A 24,074-nucleotide genomic window follows, 5' to 3' on the forward strand; every position below is an offset into this window, starting at 1 on the left:
GATGGATGTTAATGCCAAAAAAATTAAAGAGCTTCGCACGGCCAATGGCTGGACCCAGCAACATTTAGCTGATGCCTGCGCTATTAGCTTAAGAACGGTGAAACGCGTAGAACGTTACGGTAATGCTTCTCAAGATACCGTACTTGGACTCGCGTCGGTTTTTGAAATAGCACAAACTGAGATAGTTTTACTTGAAGCGCTTGATGAAGCGTTTTCAGATGAAGAAGACAATAGTTTTAACCCAAATATGCAAATATTATTTGCGGCGTTATTTGGCGCAATGGCTGGTGCACTCATCATGTTTTTCGTTAAGTAATTACCAGCAGATAAAAAGGATCACCGATCCTTTTTATCTGTGATCTTCATTTTAAAGACAAGAAAAAATCCAGCGAGTCTTACTATAAAAATCTGCTTCAGGGGTCAATAGTACATTGTCGATAGAGCAACCCTTGTGAAAACTATTAGCGCGTTGGGTTTCTAAACAAAGTGCAGCGCGTGGCTGGTAACGGCAATGGTCTTTACCTATTTGGCTACCGTCAATATAATTGGCGGTATATAAAATTAAGCTAGGTTGGTCTGAATAAATACTTAGGCAACGGCCAGAGGATTTTTCGACAGCTTGTGCTGCAAGCACTTCTCCCCCTAAAGACTCTTTATTTAAAAGCCAATAATTGTCATAACCCAAGCCAATTTTTATTTGTTCATCTTCACCGTTAATTTCATCGCCCAAAGTGCGTAGGTCTGCAGCGTTGGTAAAATCATGAACCGTTCCAGCAACGGGGCTTTTTTCACCTGTCGGATAGACACGTTCACACATAGGTAAGAAATGGTTAGCATTAATATAAACTTGATGATCTAAAATATTACCACTGTCATGGCCAGCCAAGTTGAAATAACTGTGTTGCGTTAAATTGACTATAGTAGTTTTATCGGTGTGGGCAAAATATTCAAGGGTGAATTGGTTATCGTCATCTAAAGTATAAATTACTTTAAAAGTAACGGTGCCGGGAAAACCTTCTTCGCCATCGGGGCTAGTATAAGTGAGCACTACACTTGCCGAGCTGTTATTTTGAAATGTATTGGCTTGCCATAATTGCTTGTTAAGGGCTTTTTTTCCTCCATGAAGTTGGCTGTCAGGAGCATTTAAGGTCAGCTGAAAAGTTTCATCAGCAATACTGAAAGTCCCTTGCTCAATTCTACCGGCGTAGCGACCAATAATGGCACCTAGATAATAAGGGTCGTGTTCGTAGCTTTCAATGTTATCGTAACCTAAAACGATATCAGCAAAAATACCTTTGCTATCTTGTGTGTTAATGGCGGTGATTATGCCGCCAAAGTTAGTGATACTGATCTGAGTCCCACGGTTGTTTTGCAGGGTAAAAAGTTGTGTCGATTCACCACTTGATAATTGACCGAAATCAGCGCTTGTTAGTCGCCTAACGTTACTTTTATTGACTAAATGTTCTTTCACCAAAAATCTCCCTGCATATACCGCTATATTCTCATCAATAGATCATATTGAAGCTAAGTGTTTAAGCAAATAAAAATTGTAATGTTTTTCGTTCGCGGTTTGGCGGTTAAATAAAAATATATCAGTATTGCATAAATTTTTATTTATAATTTATTTTTCAATAGCTGGTTTTATTATTAAAGATAACTTCATTAATAGCAGCCAATTTTGGCTGCGTTGAAAAGGTAAGTCATGTCACATAGTCAAATTAAGTTAGCGTGTTTGTTCAAGCCACTGCTTTGGGGATATTCCCAATTTTTTTCTAAACACCCGTGCTAATGCCGAGCCATTTTCATAACCAACTGCATTAGCCACTAATGCCACAGATTTATCTTGTTTTAATAAGCCTTTAGCCACAACAATACGCCAATCAATTAAATAATCTCCAGGGCTTTGACCAACAGTACATTTAAAAATATCTGCAAATTTTGAACGGGACATCATTGCAAGCTCAGACATTTCTTCTAAGCTCCACTGATGCTGTGGCGCATCATGAACAGCTAATAATACCCTCGATACTTGAGGGTGGGCTAATCCTGCGAGTAATCCGTGCTGCATAATATTGTTATCGAGTACATGGCGAAGTACATGAATAAGAAAGATATTGGTTAACGAATTAATCATAGGAAGTCGTCCACATCGTTCGTGAAACGCTTCTTCGAATAACCAATCTGCAGTTTGTTTCAGTTTTTCGTCTTCGCCAAGTGTAAAGGACATTCTCGTAGGCAGAGCATTAGCAATGGGATTAGAGGAACTTTCGTTATAGATGATGTTAGCGCAAACTAATTCAGGAGGATTATGCTCACTACCAATAATACGATGAGCATGAGGTGTTGGGAAAAATACCACGGTCGGTTCATTAATTAATTGAGGTTTACCCCGCTCATCAATCAGCGTTAACTCTCCACTGCGAAGTAAGTGCAAGTGTCCCTGATTTTGCTCGCGATTAAAATTACTAATACCACATAAATTTCCGGTAAAGAAAACCTCAGTATTCATCGAAAAGCGTTGCAAGATGACTGAAAGTTGATCCATTTTATCTCTCTTTATACCTATTCTGGACGATAGGGTTCAAAGTTAGGACTATCTCATTCCTTTTAGGTAATTGAAAGGCCTATATTATCAACCAAGGAAACATCCTTATTAATAAACAAACTTTGAACATGACAGAGTAAAAATTAATTACTGGAGCAACAAAATGAAAATTTCAACATTGATAAAATCTACCTTTGCGACTTCTGCCTTATTAGTTAGCAGTTTAAGTTTTGCAGCGAATATTGAAGTAAATGCCAATGGCAATGATTTAGCGATTAAAGGCTATGATACGGTATCTTATTTTACTAAAGGCTCACCAACGAAAGGCTCAGATCAATTCACTGCAGCTTACAACGGCGCTATTTACCAGTTTTCTACGGCAGATAACCGTGACCTTTTTAAATCTGAGCCAAGTAAATATGCACCACAGTACGGTGGTTTCTGTGCCTTTGGCGTTACGATGAATAAAAAATTTGATACCGATCCGATGGCCTGGCATATCCGTGGTGACAAATTATATTTAAACCTCAATAAAGACGTGCAAAAAAAATGGGTAACAGATATTCCGGGTTATATTGAAACCGCTCAGACTAATTGGACCGATATTAAAGGGTTAACAGAAGCGCAAATTGAAAAAATTTACGACTAATACTCACCCATTAGGTAAGGCTTGATGATGAAACAACTAACATTAGATGACTCAATTGATGATCTATTATCTCAGCATCAATATTCACTGTTATATTTTACTGCTTCATGGTGTGGACCTTGTAAAACAATGTCTCCTATTGTTGAAGGAGCCTCTGATCTGATGAAAAATAGATTTAACACGATTAAAATTGATGTCGATAGTATGGCAAGTGTAGCTGCTGATTATGGTATACGTAGTGTACCCACGCTGATGTTGGTGAATAATAGTGCAATTATTGACCAGCGTGTAGGTGGCTTACCACAACAACAATTAATACAATGGTTAGAGCAACGGATCTAGTTGCTCATTTAAACAATAATAGGATAAATGATGAATAATAAATTATTAGTAAGTGCAGCACTAGCTGCAGTAATTTCGACAGGTATTGTTGCACCAGCAGAAGCAGCAGATAAGAAAGAAAAATGTTATGGCGTAGCAAAAGCGGCACAAAACGATTGTGCAAATTTAGCGGGTACCCATTCATGTGCCGGTCAGTCAAAGGTTGATAACGATAAAGGTGAATGGAAGCTAGTAACTAAAGGTACTTGCTCAACACTTGGCGGACTATCAAAAGCAGATGCTAAAAAGCTTTATAAAGCAACGAAAGGCGCTTAAATAATGAGTATGTCGGTATTCAACAGTAATGTAATGATAGGCGTTGGTCTAAGGCACCCTCATTTTACCGACATACTAACTCAGCCCAAACAGGTTGATTTTATTGAAGTACATTCGGAGAACTTTTTTGGTCAAGGCGGCGCTGCGTTATCTGTACTTAAACAAGTTAGAGAGAAATACCCAGTTAGTTTGCATTCAACGTCAATGGGGCTTGGCTCTGCACAGAACATTCCGCAGCATTACTTGGATCGTTTGAAAAAATTAACGGAAAATATTGACCCATTTCTTATGTCTGAACATGCCTGTTTTACTTGGGGACAGCAACAAGGGCAAGTTATTCACAGTGGTGATCTGTTACCGATTGCCCATACTCAGCAGACGTTAGCCTCGATGTGTGAACAAGTTGAAAAAGTACAAGATTTTTTAGGGCGAGAACTTATCATTGAAAATGTTTCTGCTTATATAAAGTTTGATGAAAGCCATCTTTCAGAGGCTGAATTTTTAACACAGCTCTATCAACGTACGGGGGCAAAAATATTATTAGATATTAATAATATTGCCGTTAATAGTGTAAATTTTGATAACGGCGATATTCAGCAATCTATAGCTGATTATATTAATGAATTACCCGTGGCGAGTGTGGCACAAATTCACTTAGCCGGTTGTAGCATACCTTTGGTGGGAGAGTTAACCATTGATGATCATGCTTGCCCCGTTTCTGATGAAGTTTGGTTAGGCTATAAAAAAGCGCTAACCCGTTTTGGGGCACTGCCAACACTCATTGAATGGGACAGCGATTTGCCCGAGTGGTCAGTACTGGTTGCTGAAGCTAAAAAAGCGCGTGATATTGCCCATGCGGTATTAGTGAGAAAGAGCACATGAGTGAACAACCTGAAACTGAGCTAAGCATTAATGAACCAGCTAGAAAGGAACCCAATAAAAGTCTCCAGCAAACATTGCTAGACGTTATTTGGCATGAAGGTTCAACCGTTTTAGAACAATGTGGTTTTGACGCTAAAGGTATTACTGTTTATCGACGAAACCTACTGGCTAACGCTCAACGAGCATTGACGATTAGTTTTCCAACAGTATTTGAATTGTTAGATAGTGATATTGGCGAAGACCTAGTTTATCAATTTTTAAGGAGATCGCCACCAGACCAAGGTGACTGGGCTCTATGGGGAGAAAATTTTTCTCACTTTTTAGAAACAACAAAAATAGCTATGATTTATCCTTATATTTCTGATTGTTCTGCTCTAGATTGGCACATTCATTGTGCATTAAATGGTCGTGATCAGACCTTGGTACAAACGTCATTGCAAGTGCTTGGTGAAAGTGAACCTAAGGATATTTTTATTGAATTTAATCAGAATGTGCGCGTGTTGAAAACAGCATTTCCATTAGAAGATATTTTTTATGCACACCATCATGAAGATGAACTTCAACGAAAAATGGCAATGAATAATGCAAGGCAAGCACTATCAGTAAAACCTTTAGAACAATTTGTGATGGTTTACCGTCCTGAATATCAGCCAAAAGTAACAACATTAACTATAAATGAAGGTCTTTTTATCAATGACTTACTGGCTGGTAAATCATTAGAACAAGCCCTTAATGCAGTAAATCATGACAACGAATTTTCATTTGAACAATGGCTGATTAGTGCTATTGAACGTAACTTAATTTATTATTTTAAAGAGAAATAACCATGGATACTTTACAAAATCTATTCTTACAAACCAGCCTTTTTTATCGTAATGTTGCCAGTAAAATTAGTATGTTAGAACCCGTCGCATTGTTAGCTGCGCGTTTTTATGTTGCTTGGGCCTTTTTTGCCTCTGGACTAACGAAGCTCAGAGATTGGGAGAGTACACTGATGTTATTTGAATATGAATATCAAGTACCTGTATTACCGTTTGAATTAGCCGCTTATTTAGGTACAGGTGCAGAAATTATTTTACCCTTGTTATTAATGGCTGGATTAGCGAGTCGATTTTCTGCTTTAGGTTTGTTTTTTGTTAATATTGTTGCTGTGATAAGTTTAGAAGATATTGCGCCAGTCGCCTATGCTGAACATGTATTATGGGGAGTATTACTCGCATTGGTTGTTATCTTTAATGGTGGGCGCTTTGCATTAGACCGACTTGTTGAAAAACAGTTATTCAATGGCAAAGTTTCAACAGTCTCATAGGTAATTTATTTAGCTATAATCATCAATGATAAGTAATACAGGGAAATATTTGTAATGACTATACCTATTCCTCATCGCCCGAGCGGCTTCCTTCTTGGTGATGCAGCGGCACTCATTACTCTTGATGCTTTTATTGATATTCAATGCCCACATTCTCGCACTATCTGGCCAACGTTACTGGCAGTGTCTGAACATTATAAAGATAAGCCTGTCAGTCTTAGAGTGCATTTAATCACCCTGAGCAATCACCGACAGGCTTGGGATATGAGTTTAGGGCTATTTGCATTAGCACAGGGTGACGCCAGTAAATTTTATGATTTCACAACATTTATATTTGAGCGACAAGCACAATTTTATAATGATAAGTTTTTACATAAGTCTCACTATGATTTAATTCAATTGATAGCCGATTTTTCTGAAGAGCATGCCAGTGTAGACCGCGAAAAATTTATTAACAGCATGAATAATAACGATACTTACATCCAGGCTCGTACTCCTATTCGTTATGCTGCCACCAAGGCTGTATGGGCAACACCAACATTATTTATAAATAATGCTGGTAAAGTACCGTTAGATCACCAATCAAGGTTAACCGACTGGCAAGCGGTTATCGACCCACTGTTGCTTACTTAACGTCATCTACGTATAGCACGTAAGTTAACGCCGTTAATTAACACACAGGAGAGAACCGATGAGAAAAAAAGTAGAATTTCCTAGCCAAGGTCAATATCTAGCAGGTTTGTTAGAAACGCCTGATCAAAAAACTCGAGCCTATGTACTTTTTGCCCACTGTTTTACTTGTGGTAAAGATATAGCGGCAGCATCACGTATTAGTCGATTTTTGGTGCAACATGGTTTTGCCGTTTTTCGTTTTGACTTCACTGGCTTAGGAAATAGTGACGGTGATTTTGCCAATACTAATTTTTCATCCAATACTGAAGATTTACTGTCAGCCGCTCACTTCCTTGAACAAAATTATCAAGCTCCTCAACTTTTAATAGGTCATAGTCTTGGTGGCGCGGCTGTTTTAGCTATGGCTTCACAACTTCCAAAAGTTAAAGCCGTAGTAACGATTGGTGCCCCATATGAGGCAAGCCATGTTATACATAACTTTGATGCACATCTTGATAAAATTGAACAAAGCGGTTCGGCGAAAGTGAGTTTAGGTTCTCGTGAATTTACAATTAAGAAGCAATTTTTGGATGATTTACGTAATCAAACGACAGAACATATACAACACTTGAATAAAGCTTTATTGGTCTTACACTCTCCGATTGACTTAACCGTAGATATTTCAGATGCAGAGAAAATCTACAAAGCGGCAAAACACCCTAAAAGTTTTGTTAGCCTAGATACCGCTGATCACCTTTTATCCAAATCAATTGATAGTGAATATGTTGCTCAAACAATTTCAGGGTGGGCGAGTCGTTATCTTCCCGCGCCTGAAATCTCGACTGTTAACATTACAAAGGGACATGTTTTGGTTGCTGAGCTTGATCACAAATTTCAGCAGGAAGTTTTTAGTGATAGCCATCACTGGTATGCGGATGAACCGACTCAGTCAGGTGGGAAGAATTCAGGTCCAGATCCCTATGAACATTTACTTGCTGCTCTAGGTACTTGCACGGCAATGACCATCCGTATGTATGCCGACCACAAAAAAATTCCGCTTCAGCACGTTGAAGTTTCTTTATCCCACGAGCGTAATTATTTAAATGATGCAGACAAAGCGTCAGAGCATGATGAAAAGATAGAATCATTACTCCGGAAAGTTCAGTTGTTTGGGCCGTTAAGTGATAATGAAAAAAAACGATTAATGGAAATAGCTGACCGTTGTCCTGTGCATCGAACATTGCACAATAATCCGCAAATATTAACGGTATTGATTGATGGTTAGGCTAATGTATCTAAGTTTATCTACCTAAGATTAATGCCATTAAATGGTCACACCGATGACTCATAAATTGTTACCGAGTAATTAGTCATGAGTCAGGCACCAAAAACTAAAGGTATTATCTTGTGTCTCTTCAGGCTGATTTATTTGATTGGTGTTATATTTACCAATAAAAAAATCATAAGGTATATAGCAATAGCCTTTGTCGCCAAATTCTTCACCCCATGAATTTCTAACAATAAAGTGCTGCGCGGCATCATTATATCCAACCGCTAGTAAGGCATGACCACCGAGCCTAATTTCATTTTGGGAAGGCATAGTAAAAATACCACTCGCCGGTGTTAAATAAAAACTTCTCGGTACCATCATGCCAAAAATAACAGGAAAGCCTTTCGACAAAGACATTTTTAGGTCTAGCAAACCGTTATCTAGGGTTAATTTGCAATAACGGTTGATTATATGTTTTTTTGCTTGTGTGAGAGCCTGCATAGAGGGGCTTTGTGAAATAGCAGCATGTAATTCGGTTTCATTGTCTTTTAGTGCTTTTGCTATCGCTGCTGTAATTTCTGCAACGCTGCCTGTCCTAATAATATTTTTAATGCTTTTGGGTAATGTTGTTTCAGGATAAGGCCAAGAGACTTCTGAACAAATGCCGTTTTTAAACAAAGATTTAATTCCGTTACGAATAAAAACAGGGGCATTTAAATCAACTTTACCTTCTATTACGCGCTCATTGTAGTAAATGAACATTTGTGAAGCATCGATATTACTGATGTTCTCATTAATAAAAGGCTGATTATCTTTGACTAAATAAAGTTCAGCCGCTACTGCAATAGCACAGGCTGAACATGAATTAAGTAAGCCTTGGTTAATTATCTCAGAGGTAAGACTCTTGCGTAAATCTACCATAGGGAGAATATCTTCAGCCATTTGCTCTTTTAATTTAATTGGGCAAGTTATATGGCTGTACTGGGGCGATTTGTCACCGTGATGTAGACAAAATTGGTGATCACGATGATCATGGATATCAGGTTGTATGGTTCTTTTATGCAAGGCTTCCATGTCTTTTTTAACTTTATAAACAATAACAATGACTAAAGATACAATATTTGTTTTGTTAGGTCGATAAAAGTGTACAAACTTTGTCCTTTATACAAAAGAGATTAAAGGAAGCGAAAAATAATTTTAGTTGTTAATATATCGTTTAATTAAATTTAATAAGACTTGTCTCTTTCATGCTTTCAACTATCTACTTGATCAATATGCCGTATTCTTCAATTACTCGGCCTTCTCTAGCACTGGGGCTTATTGAAAATTATATTAATAAATATGGTCACCAAGTAGAAACAATATATGGCAATGTTGAATTCTCGACAAAAATTGGCCTTGAACTTTATGATCAAATAGACAACTCTTTTTTTGAACATCTCATTGGCGAATGGACATTTTCTCGTGGTGCTTTTCCGGACAAAAAACGTGATGACGACGGTTTCTTTGGGCTATTCACTGATTTGACCGACATCATAAAACAGCAACTTTTATCCACTAGAAATAAAGCGGAACAATATATTGCTGAATTAGCTGATCGCATCCTAGCAGACTCACCCAAAGTCGTAGCCTGTACTTCTACCTTCCAACAAAATTGTGCCTCTTTGGCGTTACTACGCATGATCAAAGAAAAAAATAGCAATGTAGTAACAATGATGGGAGGGGCAAATTGTGAAAGTATTATGGGGCAAACCATCAGTGAGTCTTTTCCGTGGGTTGATTACGTTTTTTCAGGTGAGTGTGACGACGTTATCGGTAAGTTCATTGATAAGCTGATGCGTAATGAATTTATTGGCACGCATAACTTACCGCATGGTTTTATTTGCCAAAAAAATAATGACTTATTGCTCTCACAAAACAAGGTGTCAACCAAGCCACCACGTGGTTATATTGAAGATATGGCTCAGGTAGGTATCCCCATTTACGACAGCTATTTTAGTACGTTAAATCATTTAGATTTAACGGCAAGTATTCATCCGGGGTTGTTAGCTGAAACCTCGAGAGGATGCTGGTGGGGAGCCAAAAAGCATTGCACCTTTTGTGGCTTAAACGGTGTTAGCATGACGCATCGCTCAAAGTCTTCGTCAGCAGTATTAGCTGAATTTGAGGAGCTTCATCAAAAATACAACATTAATAAATTAGAAATTGTTGATAATATTTTACCGATGGAATACATGAAAACAGTGCTACCTGCATTAAGTAAGGAACAAAAATATAATATTTTTTATGAAACAAAGTCTAACCTGAAAAAAGAGCATGTCGCTCAACTAGCTGATGCTGGGGTAAAATGGATACAACCTGGCTTTGAAAGTTTACACGACGATTTTTTAAAGCTCGTTGCTAAAGGTGCTACAGGTATTCAAAATGTTTCTGCACTTAAATGGAGCTTAAATTTTGGTGTGAGGGTTTCATGGAATTTGTTATGTGGAGCGCCAAATGAAAAAGACCATTGGTATGATGAAATGGCAGAAATACTGCCGCTTATTATGCACTTACAACCACCTTATCATGAATTGATTAAAATACGCTATCCGCGCTTTAGCCCTTATTTTAAAGACCCTAAAAAGTACGGCCTAACGCTTGAACCATTACAAAGTTATCAGTATATTTATCCTTTAACAGAGAATGAACTTGCTAATATCGCCTATTTTTTTGATGATAAATCAACAAAAGATCAAGCTGTTTTTAGTTTAACTGTTGGTAATGTTCACAATGTAGCGGGTCATAAGTTACTACAAGAGCAAGTTACGCTATGGTCACAGCAGTGGAGTGGTAGCTCAGTACCCTTACTTTATATGAGCGACCAAGGCGAAAATATTGTTGTTATTGACACCCGTAAAGTGGCTACTAACGTTACCCATCAATTATCAGGTTTAACAGCATGTATTTACAGATTATGTGAAGAGCCAGTGTCAAAAAGTCGTTTGATCAGTAAGTTAGCCGAGTTAGCACTCCCTAATGATGATATCAACGTGAATAAAGCATTAGCAATACTGATAAAAAATAAATTGTTGCTCTCATTAAGTCACTGTTATTTAGCACTTGCATTAAAAGGGAAAACGCCAAAATTACCCGATGTAAAAGATTATCCTTCAGGATATTTGAATTTAGATAAAGCAGCAAAGGCGGTTGCCATCGAGTGAGTGGATATAAAAAACAGTTACCAAATTATGTGAAAAATAATCAGATAAATACTTTTTTTACCACAAAGAATATTAACGAACCTTGATATTAAGTACTCGTTTTTTGTTGAACGGGTGCTACCCGACAAACATCTTCCATCACTAAAGCGACATAGCGATAAGTCTGAAAAGCACTTAGTTCCATCAATTTATATTGCTCTTGCGTTAATGGTAAAGCGTTTATCGTATCTATAATATCTTGCTTATGATGTGAATCAACTTTGGCATGATGCATTAAACTGTTAAAGCCTGCTGCCGGTAGACCTGAAGTTTCAATTAATGTTTCAACATATTCTACCGTAGGGTGGTTCACCTCTAAACAGGCCAAGTATCCCATAAAGGCAATCGGGTCAGCATGGCGGATCCAGTAATATTGTGAACCAATTAAGGCGGCTAAATTGGTTGAAGGTATTTTATTGATAACAGACTCTCTGGGTACCCCAAGTACTTCTAAGTCTTTTAAGCACCACTCGTCGTGATTAAGCTCTTCAGGAATATGTTGTTCCATGTAAGCAATAAGGGGTTTTGATATAGGGTCTTCAGGTCGTAATTTAGCGCAACGAATAACTTCTTTCATCAACTCTGTAGATGTCGTTGATATTTTATAATTTACGATGGCTTGTTCTATACAAACATCAGGGTAACAAGCAAGTTGAGTAAAAGTACTATTTACAGCCCCTGCTCGCATTTTCATTAACAAAAGGTTTGTATTTAAACGTTGATAATGAGTTAACGTATTCTTTTTTTCCATTAAACAATAACGCCAACAGGCTTATCATTGCCTTTGTTCGCACTTTTATGAATAGACTCTAATTGTGCAACTTCTTCTTTTGATAAACTATCGATGGCTTTTAGATGTTCATCACTTAGCTCTGCTTTGTTCACTACTCCAGCGTCATGTAGATGATCTGCGTTACTTTTATTATTAGACATATTTTTATCCTTAGATTAGAGGTATTATTTACCTTACTTTATACCAGTACATTGAAATAAAGCTGCAATAGCATAGTAATTAATTGAATTTCTTGTCAAGTGATAATTTTAATTATAACTTGTTGATGTCAAACTTTATATTTAAGCTACATACCAGCTTCCTTGAATCATTATTTATAAAAAGAAGAAACAAATGCGCTGCTTAATTCAATTACTTTCCCTCATCATATTATGTGCTACGTCGCTACACAGCTATGCAGAAAACTCGAAGTATAGTTTTGATCACTTCTCTCGCGACCAAGGGTTATCACAAGCATCAGTGCAAGCTCTTTATCACGATAAACAAGGCTTTATTTGGGCTGGTACTACTGATGGTCTTAATCGCTTTGATGGTTATCAATTTAAAGTGTACCGCAGCAATAGCGATAAACTTGATAGTTTATCTAATAATAATGTTTTATCGATTACCCAAGACAGCAATGAAAATTTATGGTTTGGAACGGTAAACGGTTTAAATAGGTTTAATAAAAGTACCGAGTTATTTACTACGTTTCTACATGACAACAAACAAAATAATAGTTTGAGTAACAATATTGTTCAAACATTAACTGCCGATAAGTTTGGTAGCGTATGGGTAGGCACCAAAAATGGATTAAATAAATTTAATGGCGAAAATTTTGTTCTATTCTCCCACCAGAGTGAAGAAAATAATGCTTTACGTAACAATATTCAAGCTATTCTCGAAGATAGCAACAATGATTTATGGTTGGGTACTCAAGGTGGACTTAGTTTTTTTGATGTGAAAGCTAAGACGCTGAACGCTGTGAAAGTAGAGTTGAAAGAGCAAAGTATCACTAGCCTTTTCGAATATGACGATAATACATTATGGTTGGGCACTGAAAATGGTTTGTATTTATACCACAAGAAAAGTGGTTTGCTTAGTGATCACAACACATTAATTAATGAACTTGCTAGTAGCCATATTACCTCATTTTTATTACAGAATAATAAAGACTTATGGATAACGACTAGGAATAAGGGGCTTTATCGCTATAACCTCATCAGCAAAAGTATTGAGCACCTGCAATCAGACAAGAAAAACCCTGATAGCTTAATCGACAATGATATCAGAGCCATTATTAATGATAATGCAAATAACCTATGGATAGGTACATATATCAATGGTATTGATAAATATGACGTATCTAGAGAACAATTTAACCATACAGTACAAGATGTTACAAAAAATAATAACTTACAAGGTGGTGCTTTTTTTCACTTTTTGGAACACTCTACCGATAAATTATTAATTTCAACCTATCAATCAGGGTTAAATGAATATGACAAAACGACAGGCGAATATCATCAATATTTACATGATCCGACCAATAATAATAGCATAGGATCGAATACGGTTACTTGGTTAATCAATGATGAAAAACAAGGTGTTTGGGTGGGTACCGTTGGTGGCGGTTTAAATCTTTTTGATGTTAAAACAAAAGTTTTTACGCGCTTTATGCATAATCCTGATGATCCAAACAGTATTAGCCATAATAAAATACTACCTATTTTTCAAGAGAATGAGCATACTTTATGGATAGGTACTTGGGGGGGCGGTCTCAATAAATTTGATACGCGCACTAAAAAGTTTACTCGCTTTATGCACGATCCTAACAATATAAATTCTTTGTCAGGAAATAATATATGGGCGATACATAAAGACGATAAAGGCTTTCTTTGGCTCGGCACCATGTTTAGTGGCTTGAATAAGTTTGATCCTAAAACGAATACTTTTACGCACTTTAAGCACGACCCCAAAAATGACAATAGCCTTAGTAATCAATTTGTTGATGCAATTCATCAAACGAGTGACGGTATTTTATGGTTGGGGACTTCAAATGGTTTAAATAAATTTGACCCATTAACAGAAAAGTTCACCCATTATAAAGAAAAACATGGTCTTGCCAGTTCTACTATTTATGGCATCTTAGAAGATGAACAAGGTCACTTATGGTTGAGTACGACTAATGGCTTGTCACACTTTAATCCAGAAACAGAAAATTTTAAAAACTATGATGTTACCGATGGACTTCAATCAAAGGAGTTTGCCACACTTTCATATTATAAAAGCAAATCGGGTGAGTTGTTTTTTGGTGGTGTTAATGGTTATAACCATTTTTATCCACAAGATATTAAAGACGACACCAGATTACCCAACATTGTCCTAACCAATTTTTTGGTACATAACGAAACGGTTAAAGTGGGCTCATATGAAGAAAGTGGCAATAAAACTGAACAGCCATTTATGCTTGATGCCGTCATCAATGAATTAACACAACTAACGTTAACTCACCTTGAAAAACTGATCACTTTTGAATTTTCAGCTCTCCACTTTTCTGAGCCAATGAGTAATAAATATGCTTACACACTTGAAGGCTTTGATGAAAAATGGGTTTATACCGATGCAAAAAATCGCCGAGCCACTTACACCAATTTACCCGCAGGCGATTATGTCTTTCGGGTAAAAGCCAGTAATGGTGACGGCTACTGGAACGAACAAGGGAAGTCATTAAACGTTACGGTATTACCAGCGCCATGGCTTTCTTGGTGGGCGTTTACTTTTTATTTTATTGTCGGTATTGGCGCGCTAATCTCTTATATATATCGTTTGAATTACCAACGTTTAAAAGAGCAAGCCATTAATTTACGTTTAACCCGTGTTGATAAATTAAAAGATGAATTTTTAGCTAATACTTCCCATGAATTACGTACTCCTTTAAACGGTATTATTGGTTTAGCCGAGTCATTAATTGACGGTGTTGCTGGGCAGTTGCCGGAAAAAGCGAATCATGACCTATCCATGGTGGTGGCGAGTGGTCGACGGTTATCAAACTTAGTGAATGATATCTTAGATTTTTCAAAATTAAAAAATCATGGTTTACAAATACAGACCTCTGCAATTGATATTAACAGTATGGTTGATGTGGTCTTTACTTTATCTCGAGCCACATTAAAAACAAGAGACATTGAACTAATTAATAATATTGCTAAAGATTTCCCTGCGGTCAAAGCTGATGAGGACCGTTTGCAGCAAATTCTTTTTAATTTAGTTGGCAATGCCATTAAGTTTACCCCATCAGGTACAGTGACTATTTCTGCGCAATTAGTGGGCAATAGCCGTACTGATGAACAGCAGTTTGTTTGTATTGATATCAGTGATACTGGGATTGGGATTGCAACAGAAAATTTGGCGACTATTTTTAAATCATTTGAACAAGTTACGGGTAACGAGACGCGTGCCGCAAGTGGCACAGGTTTAGGCTTAGCGGTTTCTAAACAGCTTGTTGAGTTACATGGCGGTACTATAACGGTAAGCTCGACACAGAATAAAGGCAGCATATTTAGCTTCACGCTTCCGATTTACGATATAAGTGATAGTGAATTAAGTGAACTTATCGCCGTGGGGGATGTAAACCATGAGCAAACTAAGCAACAGTTATCACGATTACAGGCCCTAGATGACACTATTGACTACTTTCCTGTTGATATTTTATCACCCAAAGATAATACGACCAATAAGGAGAATAATGATTTTCGAGTATTAATCGTTGATGACGATCCGATTAACCGTCAAGTCTTAAATAACTATTTATTGCCACTGGATTATCAGCTTTTTCAAGCCCAAGGTGGTGAGCAAGCTTTAGCGCTTATTGAACAAGCGAGTGAAGGCTTGTTGGCGGGGGAACGTCCGTTTGATTTAATTTTACTTGATATTATGATGCCAAAAGTTTCAGGTTATGAAGTCTGTCGAAAACTTCGAGAAAAATATTCAGTTAATGAGTTACCAGTGATCTTTTTAACGGCTAAAAATCAAGTAGTTGACTTAGTTGAAAGTTTTTCTGCTGGCGGTAATGATTATTTAACTAAACCTATCTCAAAATACGAACTATTATCGCGTGTTGAAACGCATTTAACCTTGCTAGATATTAACCGCAGTTTAGAGACGAAAGTCGCTGAGCGTACCGTTGAACTCGAATATGCGATGCAAGCAAAAGGTGAGTTTTTGGCTAAAATGAGTCATGAAATTCGCACACCGATGAATGCTATTATCGGTTTAGGTTATTTAACGCTGAAAACGGATTTAAATCCCCATCAAAAAGACTTAATTAGCAAAACCCAAGACGCTTCTCAAGCGCTTTTAGGGCTAATTAACGATATTCTAGATTTCTCCAAAATTGAAGCCGGTAAAATGTCAGTAGAGTCGGTAACAATGAATATGGGTGGCTTAATTAAGAAAACCAATAATATTTGTGCGTTGCGTGCTCATGCTAAAGATTTAGAGCTTATTGTTAAAGTACATAGTGATGTGCCAAAGCATATCAAGTCTGATCCGGTTCGCCTGCAGCAAATTTTAGTTAACTTAGTGAGTAATGCTATTAAGTTTACCGAACAAGGACATATCCTTATTGAAGTCGGTCTGGCTAAACAGTCATTAATGGCTGATGATAGTAATCAGCTTACGCTTGAATTTAGTGTGAGTGATACGGGTATCGGTCTCGAACAATCAACAATGAATAACCTCTTTCAGTCGTTCACCCAAGCAGACAGTTCAATTACCCGAAAATTTGGTGGCACAGGTTTAGGCTTATCCATTTGTAAAGAGTTAAGTGGTTTGATGGGCGGTGAGATTTGGGTTGAGAGTACGTTAGGAAAAGGCAGTAAATTTAGCTTTAATATTGTCTGTGAAAAAAGCGATTTACCGGGCAATGAGCTGATAAATATTGACGCTATTAAAGGACTTAATATTTTAGTGGTGGATGATAATGAGCTTTGCTTGAATGTTATTACTGAGTTGTTACAAGAGTTTCATTGTGAAATTACCGCCGTAGCCAGCGCAGAAACAGCATTAGCATTGTTAGCAACGGCAAAAAGTAATCATAAATCTTATGACTTGGTTATTACTGATTGGCGTATGCCCAAAATGGACGGTATTGCTTTTGCTAAAGCGATACAAGATGATAAAAATCAATATAACGTTCGAGCAGTGTTAATGGTGACGGCATTTGATAAAAGTGATGCCATGCCGTTAGCACATTCATCGGGTATTGATGGCTTCTTAGAGAAACCTGTTAATGCCAGCTTGCTATTAGAGGCGATGATGGACGTATTGAAAATCTCCCCTGATGAAGACTTTTACAGCATAAAAAATGCAAGTTTAATGGATTTTTCAACAACCGACATATTATTAGTTGAAGATAATGAGTTAAACCAACAGGTTGTTTTAGGATTTTTAGAAGATACCCAAGCGAATGTTGATGTTGCAGAAAATGGCCTTGTCGCCTTAGAGAAATTAGCCAATAAAAGTTATGACTTAGTTTTGATGGACATTCAAATGCCTGAAATGGATGGGGTAACGGCCACACAAGAAATTAGAAAACAAGCCCAATTTAAAAAGCTGCCTATTATTGCTATGACAGCTCACGCGATGACAGATGAGCTCAATAAATGTTTGGCAGCCGGTATGAATGAATATTTCACTAAACCGATTGACCCTAACGCGTTATTTAGTTTAATGGCAAAATACTTAAGTGATAAAATTAATGCCGTGGTAAACAAATCTGTCGATATTAAAGAGCAAAATATTGATATTACTGAGTTGATTTCGGATAACCCCGAAAAAACATTAATGGATCGCATTGCACAACTGAGTTGCTTAAACAGTGCGAAAGCCTTGCAGGCGATGGGTGGCAGACAGCATATTTATCAAAAACTCGTTATCGACTTTCATAAAAGTACCCTAAAAATTCCTCAAAAAATAGAGCAAGCTTACAAAGATAAAGACGTTGAAAGTTTATATCGCATGGTTCATTCTTTGAAATCTAATGCCGCTTACATTGGTGCCTTCTGTTTAGCTGAGTTATCAGCAGAGCTAGAAGGAAAAATAAAAGAGCAACCTGAGAACTGTTTATCACTCATGAGACAACTGATAACAGAACACCAGAAGATATTATCAGCCTTAGCGACCTTGACTAATAGCCATACAGATTTATTAAGTGATGAGCCTAAAAAGGCCATTAACAAAGAGTTACTACTCGTACTGTTAAATTCTATTGTCGACTTACTTAAAAAAGAAGATGCAGAAGTCGAAGACTTATTACCACCGTTACTCGAATATACCCGAGGAAGTGATCTCGTTGAACTTGTTGATAATATTGTCGAATTAGTTGAAGATATCGAATACGCTAGCGCATTAAACCGTATCGAAGCATTAAGGAATAAACTTGTCTATTAGTCGGCTCAAGGGCAAGTGAGTATTAGTGGGTCAAGTTTGGCTTGATTATTATCTGTTTTAAAAGAAAAAAGTTGATAGCGGAAAATGAAAACTTTAGAGCAAATCATTTTAATTGTTGATGACGATAAAGCAAACCGTAAAATGCTAAAAGAGTTGTTGCAGGAACAAGCAAAAATTATTTTTGCGAAAAATGGTAAACAAGCCAGAGAGCTTGCTAGAAAACATCTTCCTGATCTTATCTTATTAGATGTGATTATGCCTGATATTTCTGGTTTTGAGGTCATCGATTCTTTGAAAAATGACCCTAAGACAATCAATATTTCGGTCATTTTTATCACAGGTTTAGCTAATGATGATGATGAAGAGCGTGGTTTTAATTTAGGCGGCTGTGATTATATCTATAAGCCCTTTAAACCCAACATTGTTATTGCTCGCGTGATGATGCATTTAGAATTAATTCGTCAACGTAAAATGTTAGATGAAATTGCTCATATTGACGCCTTAACAGGGGTTAATAACCGGCGTAAGATGGATCTTGTTTTAAAAGATGAAGTTGCAGCAAATAAATATGAGCATGCCAATTTACTCGTGGCAATTCTCGATATAGATTACTTTAAACAATATAATGATGGCTATGGTCATGGCGCTGGCGATGTTGCTTTAAGGCAAGTTGGACAGGCGCTTCGTGAAATCTGTGTAAGACCACGAGACTTTATCGCACGCTATGGTGGTGAAGAATTTGTGCTCATCTTACCTGATTGTGATAAAGCGGGCGCCGAAATTATGCTCAGTAATATTTCTCAAGCGATCAAAGATAAAAAAATCAAACATCAGTATTCTAGTGTGTCGCCACAATTAACAGTCAGTGTTGGTGCTGTGGTGGTTAAGTCGTCTCAGTCTGTTGTTGTCGCTAATGTTATGAAAAAAGCGGACGGTTTACTCTATCAGGCGAAAAACAATGGCCGTAATCAATACTGTCTTGCTGAGCTGAGCTGAACGAGCTAGGCAAATTGTTTATCAACAGCGCCGGATGTTAGTTAATTTTTATCCAAGTGATAAAACACCCATGGCGTTATAATTTAATCACTGTCTTGCTGAGCTGAGCGAACTAGGCAAATTGTTTATCAACAGCGCCGGATGTTAGTTAATTTTTAGCGCAAGTGATAAAACACCCATGGCGTTATAATTTAATCACTGTCTTGCTGAGCTGAACGAGCTAGGCAAATTATTTATCAACAGCGCCAAATTTTTGTTAACTTTTGGCGCAAGAGATAAAAAACATTTGGCATTATCATTTAATCACTGGCTAATCTTTTGCCTTTTCAGAAATAGTGACAGATACTTCTATTAACTGTTTCTTTCGTATTAATTTAAAAGGTAATACGGTGCCAGGTTGAGTTTCAGCCACAATATCTTGTGCTTGTATAAATGAACTAATGGCGACATTATTAATCTGGTAAACGATATCACCGGGTTGTAAGCCAGCTCTAAAGGCAGGGCTGTTCTTTTCAACGCCAGCAATAGTAAAACCTTTAAAGTTGTTTGGTAGCGAGTTGATACTTACGCCTAAGTAGCCACGTATTACCCGACCATTAGCAATTATTTTTCTCATCACTTTATGGGCGAGTGAATAAGGAACGGCGAAAAATATTCCCTGAATATTCCTTTCTGTATCAATGAACTTTCTTGAATTAATACCTACCAGCTCGCCATTAGTATTGATAAGCGCGCCGCCGGAATTACCATCATTAATGGCCGCGTCCATCTGTAATAATTCTAAATAATTAATGACACTTAAACCGCTACGACCTGTGGCACTTATCACGCCTTGAGTCACTGTTTGTCCTAAATTTAGTGGATTACCTATCGCTAAAACCACATCACCAGCAAGTGATTGTAAATCAGCTCTTTGTGGAATAACCGGTAGGTTCGCTGTGTCTACTTTAAGGACGGCTAAATCAGTATAAGTATCATAACCAATAAGTTCTGCAGGAAAACGCTGGCCATTTTGCAGATCAACATTAATTAAATCAGCATTTTGTACGACGTGAAAATTAGTTAATATATATCCGTTAGAATCCATGATAACCCCAGAACCTAAGCGGGTAGATCTTCTTGCTTTTGCACCATAGACAGGGCTAGTGCTTATATCTTCTGAATAGATGTTAACAACAGCAGGACTGGCGGTACTTACTGCTTTTGCATAAGATAATGGTTGTTGTTGTGGTTGATTGTTTTGTAGTACTTGCAAAGTGTTGTTGCGTAACTCTGGCACTAATAGAAGTAAAGTGACAGCTAACATCACGCCATAACTGGCTGGACGAACAATGTATTTTATTAGGTTTATTATGTTCAAAATTAATTTTTATGATGAGTGTTTAATATCGCTAGCATAGCATAGGTCTGCTTTAATCTAATAGTTTGAAAAATAAAAAAGGCTCATAAAGAGCCTTTAGATAAGTCCATTATCACCCTTGCGGTGTTAGCGGATCATTAAAAATAATGTGCTATTACCCCTGACAATATTGAGCGCAAAAACCCCTTTGTTATCATTTAAGTAACTGCGTAATTCACCTATAGACTTTATACGCGTGCGGTTTATTCCGCTGATCACGTCACCTCGTTGTAAACCAATAGCGGCGGCGGGACTTTCTTCTTCGACTGACTTAATATCAATACCTTGATCATTCGTACTATTTTCAAGTTCCGCGCCATCTAACATTCTGTGAATGCTTGCGGCCTCTACTTTTGCTGTTTCTTGTTTTTTAAGCGTAACGTCATAAGTCTTTTCTGAACCGTCTTTTTTGATGACCGTTAACTCAACAGACTTGCCTGCGCCAATCGAGCCAATTTTTCCTCGAATGGCGGCAAACGTTTTTACCGCTTTTCCGTTCACTTTGGTAATAACATCACCAGACTCAATGCCGGCATCAGCAGCAGCAGAATCAGCAACGACTTGCTCGATAAAGCCACCTTGGCTCGACTCGAGTTCTAGTGCCTTGGCGATTTCACCATTGACACTTCGGCCTAACACGCCAAGTACACCGCGGCGAACTTCGCCGAACTCAATTAATTGTTTAACAATGTTATCGACCATATTACTGGGTATGGCAAAGCCAATACCCACATTGCCACCATTAGGTCCTAATATTGCCGTATTAATGCCAACAAGTTTACCGTGTAAGTTAATGAGTGCGCCACCTGAATTACCGCTGTTAATAGCAGCATCAGTTTGAATAAAGTCTTCGTAATTCTGCGCGTTTAATCCGCTACGTCCTAAAGCACTTATAATACCTGAAGTGACGGTTTGACCTAAACCAAAAGGGCTACCAATTGCAACAGCAAAATCTCCAACTCGTATATCATCTGAGTCAGCTAATTTTACTTCAATTAAATCTTCAGCGTCTATTTGTAGTAAAGCGATATCACTACTGGCATCGGAGCCAATTCTCTTGGCTGTGATTTGACGACCGTCTTTTAACGTTATTTGAATTTCATCAGCTTCATTGATGACATGATTATTAGTGACTATGTAGCCTTGTGCAGCATCAATAATGACCCCTGAGCCTAAACCTCGAAATTCACGTTTTCTTGCTTGGTTTTGTTGAGGATTACCAAAGAAAAACTTTAAAGCATCTGGTACTTTAGATTTATCTTCGTGGGTACCGGTAACCGAAATTAGCACGACACCCGGAGTAACCTTCTCTAGCATCGGCGCTAAACTTGGCAACTGTTGACCACTAACGGAAAAAGGTAAATTGGCTTGGACGGGCAAACTTGCCACGGCAATAGAGCCGGAAAGAAGAATACTTGTTGCTAAAACAGACAATTTTTTCATAAAAGAGACAACCTTCTTATAAACATAAATGATTAATGTAATTTTATACTTAACTAAAGACCTATGCTGTGTGCGTTAGTTCCAAAGAACATTAGCCTACATTTGTAACACTTTGTTTCTTGTCGGCAAAAAGTCCACTCGCTTGACCTGAGTAGTCAAGTGGTGGTTCTGTGCTTGTTTCTTCACTCTTACGTTCGGCTCGGCTGTGACGTAATGATACGGTTTGTGCAAGTTGTTCTTGTGTTTCTTTTGAGAAAAAAGGCATGCCATCAACGTCTGAAGGTGTTGCTTGCTTTAATAACTGCGTACTTTTTTCCATTTGCAACATGGCTGTTTGGCAAGTGCTATTCATTTTGTCCAAAAGTATTGTTGAATCATCTAAATGTTCTGCAACATCGAGTTTATATTGCGCTAAAGCGGCTTCACTATTACTAACGCGTTCACTAAGTTTCTGGTTGTCTTGGACTGATGCAGATAAAAAACGACTAGCAACAAAACCTATTGCCGCACCAACTAATAAAAGAAAAATTGCTAAAACTATATCCATAGTGTCAAACCCTCGTTATATTCAATAAAATTAGTAAAAATATGGGAACTTATTTTGTATAATAGCGCTTCTGTTCGCGCTTACCTAATGAATATGATTGCGAATTTGTTAATTTCAAGAAAATATTTCATTAGTCCTGTAAAGACTTTGTGAAACAAAATATAAGTGGCCAATAAATGATCAAGCTTTCACCTCTAGATAAGTATAATGAAGATTTAACTCGTGATGATTTTTTACATGACGATGCGCAGGAAAATGCGGTAAAAAACTTACAGCGTCTCTATGAAGATCTTCAAAATAAACCCTTACCCGTTGAAGGATTTAAGAAGGTGCTTAATCGCTGGAAGCGCATTGTTGCCTCATCTGAAACCAAAACCATACAAGGACTTTATTTTTGGGGTGGCGTTGGTCGAGGGAAAACTTATTTAGTTGATACATTTTATGATTGTTTGCCTTTTGAAAATAAAATGCGTGTTCACTTTCATCGCTTTATGCACCGTGTTCATCAAGAATTAAAAACATTAACCGGGCAAGCTGACCCATTGAAAATAATTGCCAAACGTTTTGCTGATGAAACCTGCATTATTTGTTTTGATGAATTTTTTGTTTCCGACATTACCGATGCAATGATCCTTGGCGCTTTGTTTGAAGAATTATTTGCACATAATGTTACTTTAGTGGCAACGTCAAATATTATACCTGACGGTCTGTACCGAAATGGTTTGCAACGCGAACGTTTTTTACCAGCCATTAAACTCATCAATAAACATTGTGATGTGGTAAATGTCGATAGCGGTATTGATTACCGTTTGCGAACCCTAGAGCAAGCCGAGATTTACCATGCTCCACTTGATGCAGAGGCAAGTGAAAACCTGGCGCAATATTTTATTCAATTGTCGGTCAAACCAGGTAAGAAAGATGTTGACGTTAAAATAAATAATCGCTCATTATCGGCGATTGAAGAGTCAGACGGTATTGTGCACTTTGACTTTTCGGTGTTGTGTGAATCTGCACGTAGTCAAACTGACTATATGGAGATAAGTCGTTTGTATCACACGGTATTATTAGCAAATGTTAAACAAATGAGTGTCGATCGTGAAGATGCGGCCCGTCGATTTATTGCCTTGGTTGATGAATTTTATGAACGTAATGTAAAATTAATTATTTCTGCTGAAGTCGAAATGGAAAATTTATACAGCCATGGTGGTTTGGAATTTGAGTTCAAACGTTGTTTAAGTCGTTTACAAGAAATGCAGTCACATGATTATTTAGCAAGTAAGCACTTACCTTAGTGAGAT

General features: G+C 37.5%; 21 protein-coding genes. 13 read left to right on the forward strand and 8 right to left on the reverse strand.

The annotated features are described in order from the left end of the window. The first annotated feature begins 1 nt into the window (after position 1). On the forward strand, positions 2-316 hold the full coding sequence (locus H4J62_RS03420; RefSeq protein ID WP_182213715.1) for a helix-turn-helix domain-containing protein: 315 nt from the start codon (positions 2-4) through the stop codon (positions 314-316). A 51-nt stretch (positions 317-367) separates the two neighbouring features. Here H4J62_RS03420 and H4J62_RS03425 read toward each other — a convergent pair whose 3' ends face one another. Both H4J62_RS03425 and H4J62_RS03430 read right to left on the reverse strand, forming a co-directional pair. Next, on the reverse strand, positions 368-1,471 hold the full coding sequence (locus H4J62_RS03425; RefSeq protein ID WP_182213713.1) for an aldose epimerase family protein: 1,104 nt from the start codon (positions 1,469-1,471) through the stop codon (positions 368-370). A gap of 252 nt (positions 1,472-1,723) precedes the next feature. Next, a complete protein-coding gene (locus H4J62_RS03430) occupies positions 1,724-2,545 on the reverse strand; it encodes an AraC family transcriptional regulator (protein ID WP_182213711.1) in 822 nt (273 codons plus the stop codon). A 163-nt stretch (positions 2,546-2,708) separates the two neighbouring features. On the opposite strand from H4J62_RS03430, the gene H4J62_RS03435 reads away from it, so the two are divergent. Genes H4J62_RS03435 through H4J62_RS03470 form a run of 8 tightly spaced genes read left to right on the forward strand, consistent with a single transcriptional unit; the run spans position 2,709 to position 7,939 of the window. Then, on the forward strand, positions 2,709-3,194 hold the full coding sequence (locus H4J62_RS03435) for a YHS domain-containing (seleno)protein (RefSeq protein WP_070375769.1): 486 nt from the start codon (positions 2,709-2,711) through the stop codon (positions 3,192-3,194). Positions 3,195-3,218: 24 nt separating this feature from the next. Further along, entirely contained in the window at positions 3,219-3,536 is a 318-nt protein-coding gene (locus H4J62_RS03440) for a co-chaperone YbbN (RefSeq protein ID WP_182213710.1), read from the forward strand. A 30-nt stretch (positions 3,537-3,566) separates the two neighbouring features. After that, a complete protein-coding gene (locus tag H4J62_RS03445) occupies positions 3,567-3,851 on the forward strand; it encodes a DUF2282 domain-containing protein (protein WP_070375771.1) in 285 nt (94 codons plus the stop codon). Between the two features lie 3 nt (positions 3,852-3,854). Continuing rightward, complete coding sequence (locus tag H4J62_RS03450; RefSeq protein WP_259364678.1) at positions 3,855-4,733, forward strand: DUF692 domain-containing protein; 879 nt, start codon at positions 3,855-3,857, stop codon at positions 4,731-4,733. Beyond that, entirely contained in the window at positions 4,730-5,557 is an 828-nt protein-coding gene (locus H4J62_RS03455) for a putative DNA-binding domain-containing protein (RefSeq protein WP_182213708.1), read from the forward strand. Before H4J62_RS03450 ends, H4J62_RS03455 begins: the two co-directional genes overlap by 4 nt. A gap of 2 nt (positions 5,558-5,559) precedes the next feature. Next, entirely contained in the window at positions 5,560-6,042 is a 483-nt protein-coding gene (locus H4J62_RS03460; RefSeq protein ID WP_070375773.1) for a DoxX family protein, read from the forward strand. A 54-nt stretch (positions 6,043-6,096) separates the two neighbouring features. Beyond that, positions 6,097-6,675 (forward strand): thioredoxin domain-containing protein, encoded by a 579-nt coding sequence (locus H4J62_RS03465; RefSeq protein ID WP_182213706.1) that lies wholly within the window; start codon positions 6,097-6,099, stop codon positions 6,673-6,675. 58 nt (positions 6,676-6,733) lie between these two features. Then, complete coding sequence (locus H4J62_RS03470) at positions 6,734-7,939, forward strand: bifunctional alpha/beta hydrolase/OsmC family protein (RefSeq protein WP_182213705.1); 1,206 nt, start codon at positions 6,734-6,736, stop codon at positions 7,937-7,939. Between the two features lie 81 nt (positions 7,940-8,020). On the opposite strand, the gene H4J62_RS03475 is transcribed toward H4J62_RS03470, so the two are convergent. Next, positions 8,021-8,998, reverse strand: coding sequence for a C1 family peptidase (locus H4J62_RS03475; protein ID WP_182213703.1), 978 nt, complete (start codon positions 8,996-8,998; stop codon positions 8,021-8,023). 173 nt (positions 8,999-9,171) lie between these two features. Here H4J62_RS03475 and H4J62_RS03480 point away from each other — a divergent pair, with 173 nt between their 5' ends. Beyond that, the gene (locus H4J62_RS03480; RefSeq protein WP_182213702.1) at positions 9,172-11,127 is read left to right on the forward strand and encodes a RiPP maturation radical SAM C-methyltransferase; all 1,956 of its coding nucleotides are present in this window, start codon (positions 9,172-9,174) and stop codon (positions 11,125-11,127) included. 88 nt (positions 11,128-11,215) lie between these two features. Here the strand turns inward: H4J62_RS03480 and H4J62_RS03485 are convergent, their stop codons facing one another. Together H4J62_RS03485 and H4J62_RS03490 are read right to left on the reverse strand one after the other, a co-directional pair. Then, positions 11,216-11,917 (reverse strand): iron-containing redox enzyme family protein, encoded by a 702-nt coding sequence (locus tag H4J62_RS03485; RefSeq protein ID WP_182213700.1) that lies wholly within the window; start codon positions 11,915-11,917, stop codon positions 11,216-11,218. Then, the gene (locus H4J62_RS03490) at positions 11,917-12,099 is read right to left on the reverse strand and encodes a hypothetical protein (protein WP_182213698.1); all 183 of its coding nucleotides are present in this window, start codon (positions 12,097-12,099) and stop codon (positions 11,917-11,919) included. Before H4J62_RS03490 ends, H4J62_RS03485 begins: the two co-directional genes overlap by 1 nt. A 193-nt stretch (positions 12,100-12,292) precedes the next feature. On the opposite strand from H4J62_RS03490, the gene H4J62_RS03495 reads away from it, so the two are divergent. Then, a complete protein-coding gene (locus H4J62_RS03495; RefSeq protein ID WP_182213697.1) occupies positions 12,293-18,391 on the forward strand; it encodes a response regulator in 6,099 nt (2,032 codons plus the stop codon). A gap of 84 nt (positions 18,392-18,475) precedes the next feature. Continuing rightward, positions 18,476-19,387, forward strand: a complete 912-nt coding sequence (locus tag H4J62_RS03500) for a diguanylate cyclase domain-containing protein (RefSeq protein WP_182213695.1) — start codon at positions 18,476-18,478, stop codon at positions 19,385-19,387. A 310-nt stretch (positions 19,388-19,697) separates the two neighbouring features. Here H4J62_RS03500 and H4J62_RS03505 read toward each other — a convergent pair whose 3' ends face one another. The 3 genes from H4J62_RS03505 to H4J62_RS03515 form a co-directional block, all read right to left on the reverse strand. Then, on the reverse strand, positions 19,698-20,747 hold the full coding sequence (locus H4J62_RS03505) for a trypsin-like peptidase domain-containing protein (protein ID WP_220465261.1): 1,050 nt from the start codon (positions 20,745-20,747) through the stop codon (positions 19,698-19,700). A gap of 126 nt (positions 20,748-20,873) precedes the next feature. Beyond that, on the reverse strand, positions 20,874-22,229 hold the full coding sequence (locus H4J62_RS03510; RefSeq protein ID WP_182213693.1) for a Do family serine endopeptidase: 1,356 nt from the start codon (positions 22,227-22,229) through the stop codon (positions 20,874-20,876). Positions 22,230-22,320: 91 nt separating this feature from the next. Next, complete coding sequence (locus H4J62_RS03515; RefSeq protein WP_182213692.1) at positions 22,321-22,776, reverse strand: YhcB family protein; 456 nt, start codon at positions 22,774-22,776, stop codon at positions 22,321-22,323. A 176-nt stretch (positions 22,777-22,952) separates the two neighbouring features. Here H4J62_RS03515 and zapE point away from each other — a divergent pair, with 176 nt between their 5' ends. Then, positions 22,953-24,068: a cell division protein ZapE gene (gene zapE / locus H4J62_RS03520; protein ID WP_182213690.1), complete on the forward strand. Its 1,116-nt coding sequence runs from the start codon at positions 22,953-22,955 to the stop codon at positions 24,066-24,068. The last annotated feature ends 6 nt before the right edge of the window (positions 24,069-24,074 follow it).

This window comes from Colwellia sp. BRX8-5, from assembly GCF_014077325.1.
In the GTDB taxonomy this organism is placed as follows: domain Bacteria; phylum Pseudomonadota; class Gammaproteobacteria; order Enterobacterales; family Alteromonadaceae; genus Colwellia_A.

Coding starts and splice junctions, on each gene's coding strand:
- H4J62_RS03430 (WP_182213711.1), bottom strand. CDS start 2,545: ATGGATCAACTTTCAGTCATCTTGCAACGCTTTTCGATGAATACTGAG.
- H4J62_RS03510 (WP_182213693.1), bottom strand. CDS start 22,229: ATGAAAAAATTGTCTGTTTTAGCAACAAGTATTCTTCTTTCCGGCTCT.
- zapE (WP_182213690.1), top strand. CDS start 22,953: ATGATCAAGCTTTCACCTCTAGATAAGTATAATGAAGATTTAACTCGT.
- H4J62_RS03465 (WP_182213706.1), top strand. CDS start 6,097: ATGACTATACCTATTCCTCATCGCCCGAGCGGCTTCCTTCTTGGTGAT.
- H4J62_RS03495 (WP_182213697.1), top strand. CDS start 12,293: ATGCGCTGCTTAATTCAATTACTTTCCCTCATCATATTATGTGCTACG.
- H4J62_RS03470 (WP_182213705.1), top strand. CDS start 6,734: ATGAGAAAAAAAGTAGAATTTCCTAGCCAAGGTCAATATCTAGCAGGT.
- H4J62_RS03460 (WP_070375773.1), top strand. CDS start 5,560: ATGGATACTTTACAAAATCTATTCTTACAAACCAGCCTTTTTTATCGT.
- H4J62_RS03435 (WP_070375769.1), top strand. CDS start 2,709: ATGAAAATTTCAACATTGATAAAATCTACCTTTGCGACTTCTGCCTTA.
- H4J62_RS03480 (WP_182213702.1), top strand. CDS start 9,172: ATGCTTTCAACTATCTACTTGATCAATATGCCGTATTCTTCAATTACT.
- H4J62_RS03515 (WP_182213692.1), bottom strand. CDS start 22,776: ATGGATATAGTTTTAGCAATTTTTCTTTTATTAGTTGGTGCGGCAATA.
- H4J62_RS03445 (WP_070375771.1), top strand. CDS start 3,567: ATGAATAATAAATTATTAGTAAGTGCAGCACTAGCTGCAGTAATTTCG.
- H4J62_RS03420 (WP_182213715.1), top strand. CDS start 2: ATGGATGTTAATGCCAAAAAAATTAAAGAGCTTCGCACGGCCAATGGC.
- H4J62_RS03485 (WP_182213700.1), bottom strand. CDS start 11,917: ATGGAAAAAAAGAATACGTTAACTCATTATCAACGTTTAAATACAAAC.
- H4J62_RS03440 (WP_182213710.1), top strand. CDS start 3,219: ATGATGAAACAACTAACATTAGATGACTCAATTGATGATCTATTATCT.
- H4J62_RS03490 (WP_182213698.1), bottom strand. CDS start 12,099: ATGTCTAATAATAAAAGTAACGCAGATCATCTACATGACGCTGGAGTA.
- H4J62_RS03500 (WP_182213695.1), top strand. CDS start 18,476: ATGAAAACTTTAGAGCAAATCATTTTAATTGTTGATGACGATAAAGCA.
- H4J62_RS03475 (WP_182213703.1), bottom strand. CDS start 8,998: ATGGAAGCCTTGCATAAAAGAACCATACAACCTGATATCCATGATCAT.
- H4J62_RS03450 (WP_259364678.1), top strand. CDS start 3,855: ATGAGTATGTCGGTATTCAACAGTAATGTAATGATAGGCGTTGGTCTA.
- H4J62_RS03455 (WP_182213708.1), top strand. CDS start 4,730: ATGAGTGAACAACCTGAAACTGAGCTAAGCATTAATGAACCAGCTAGA.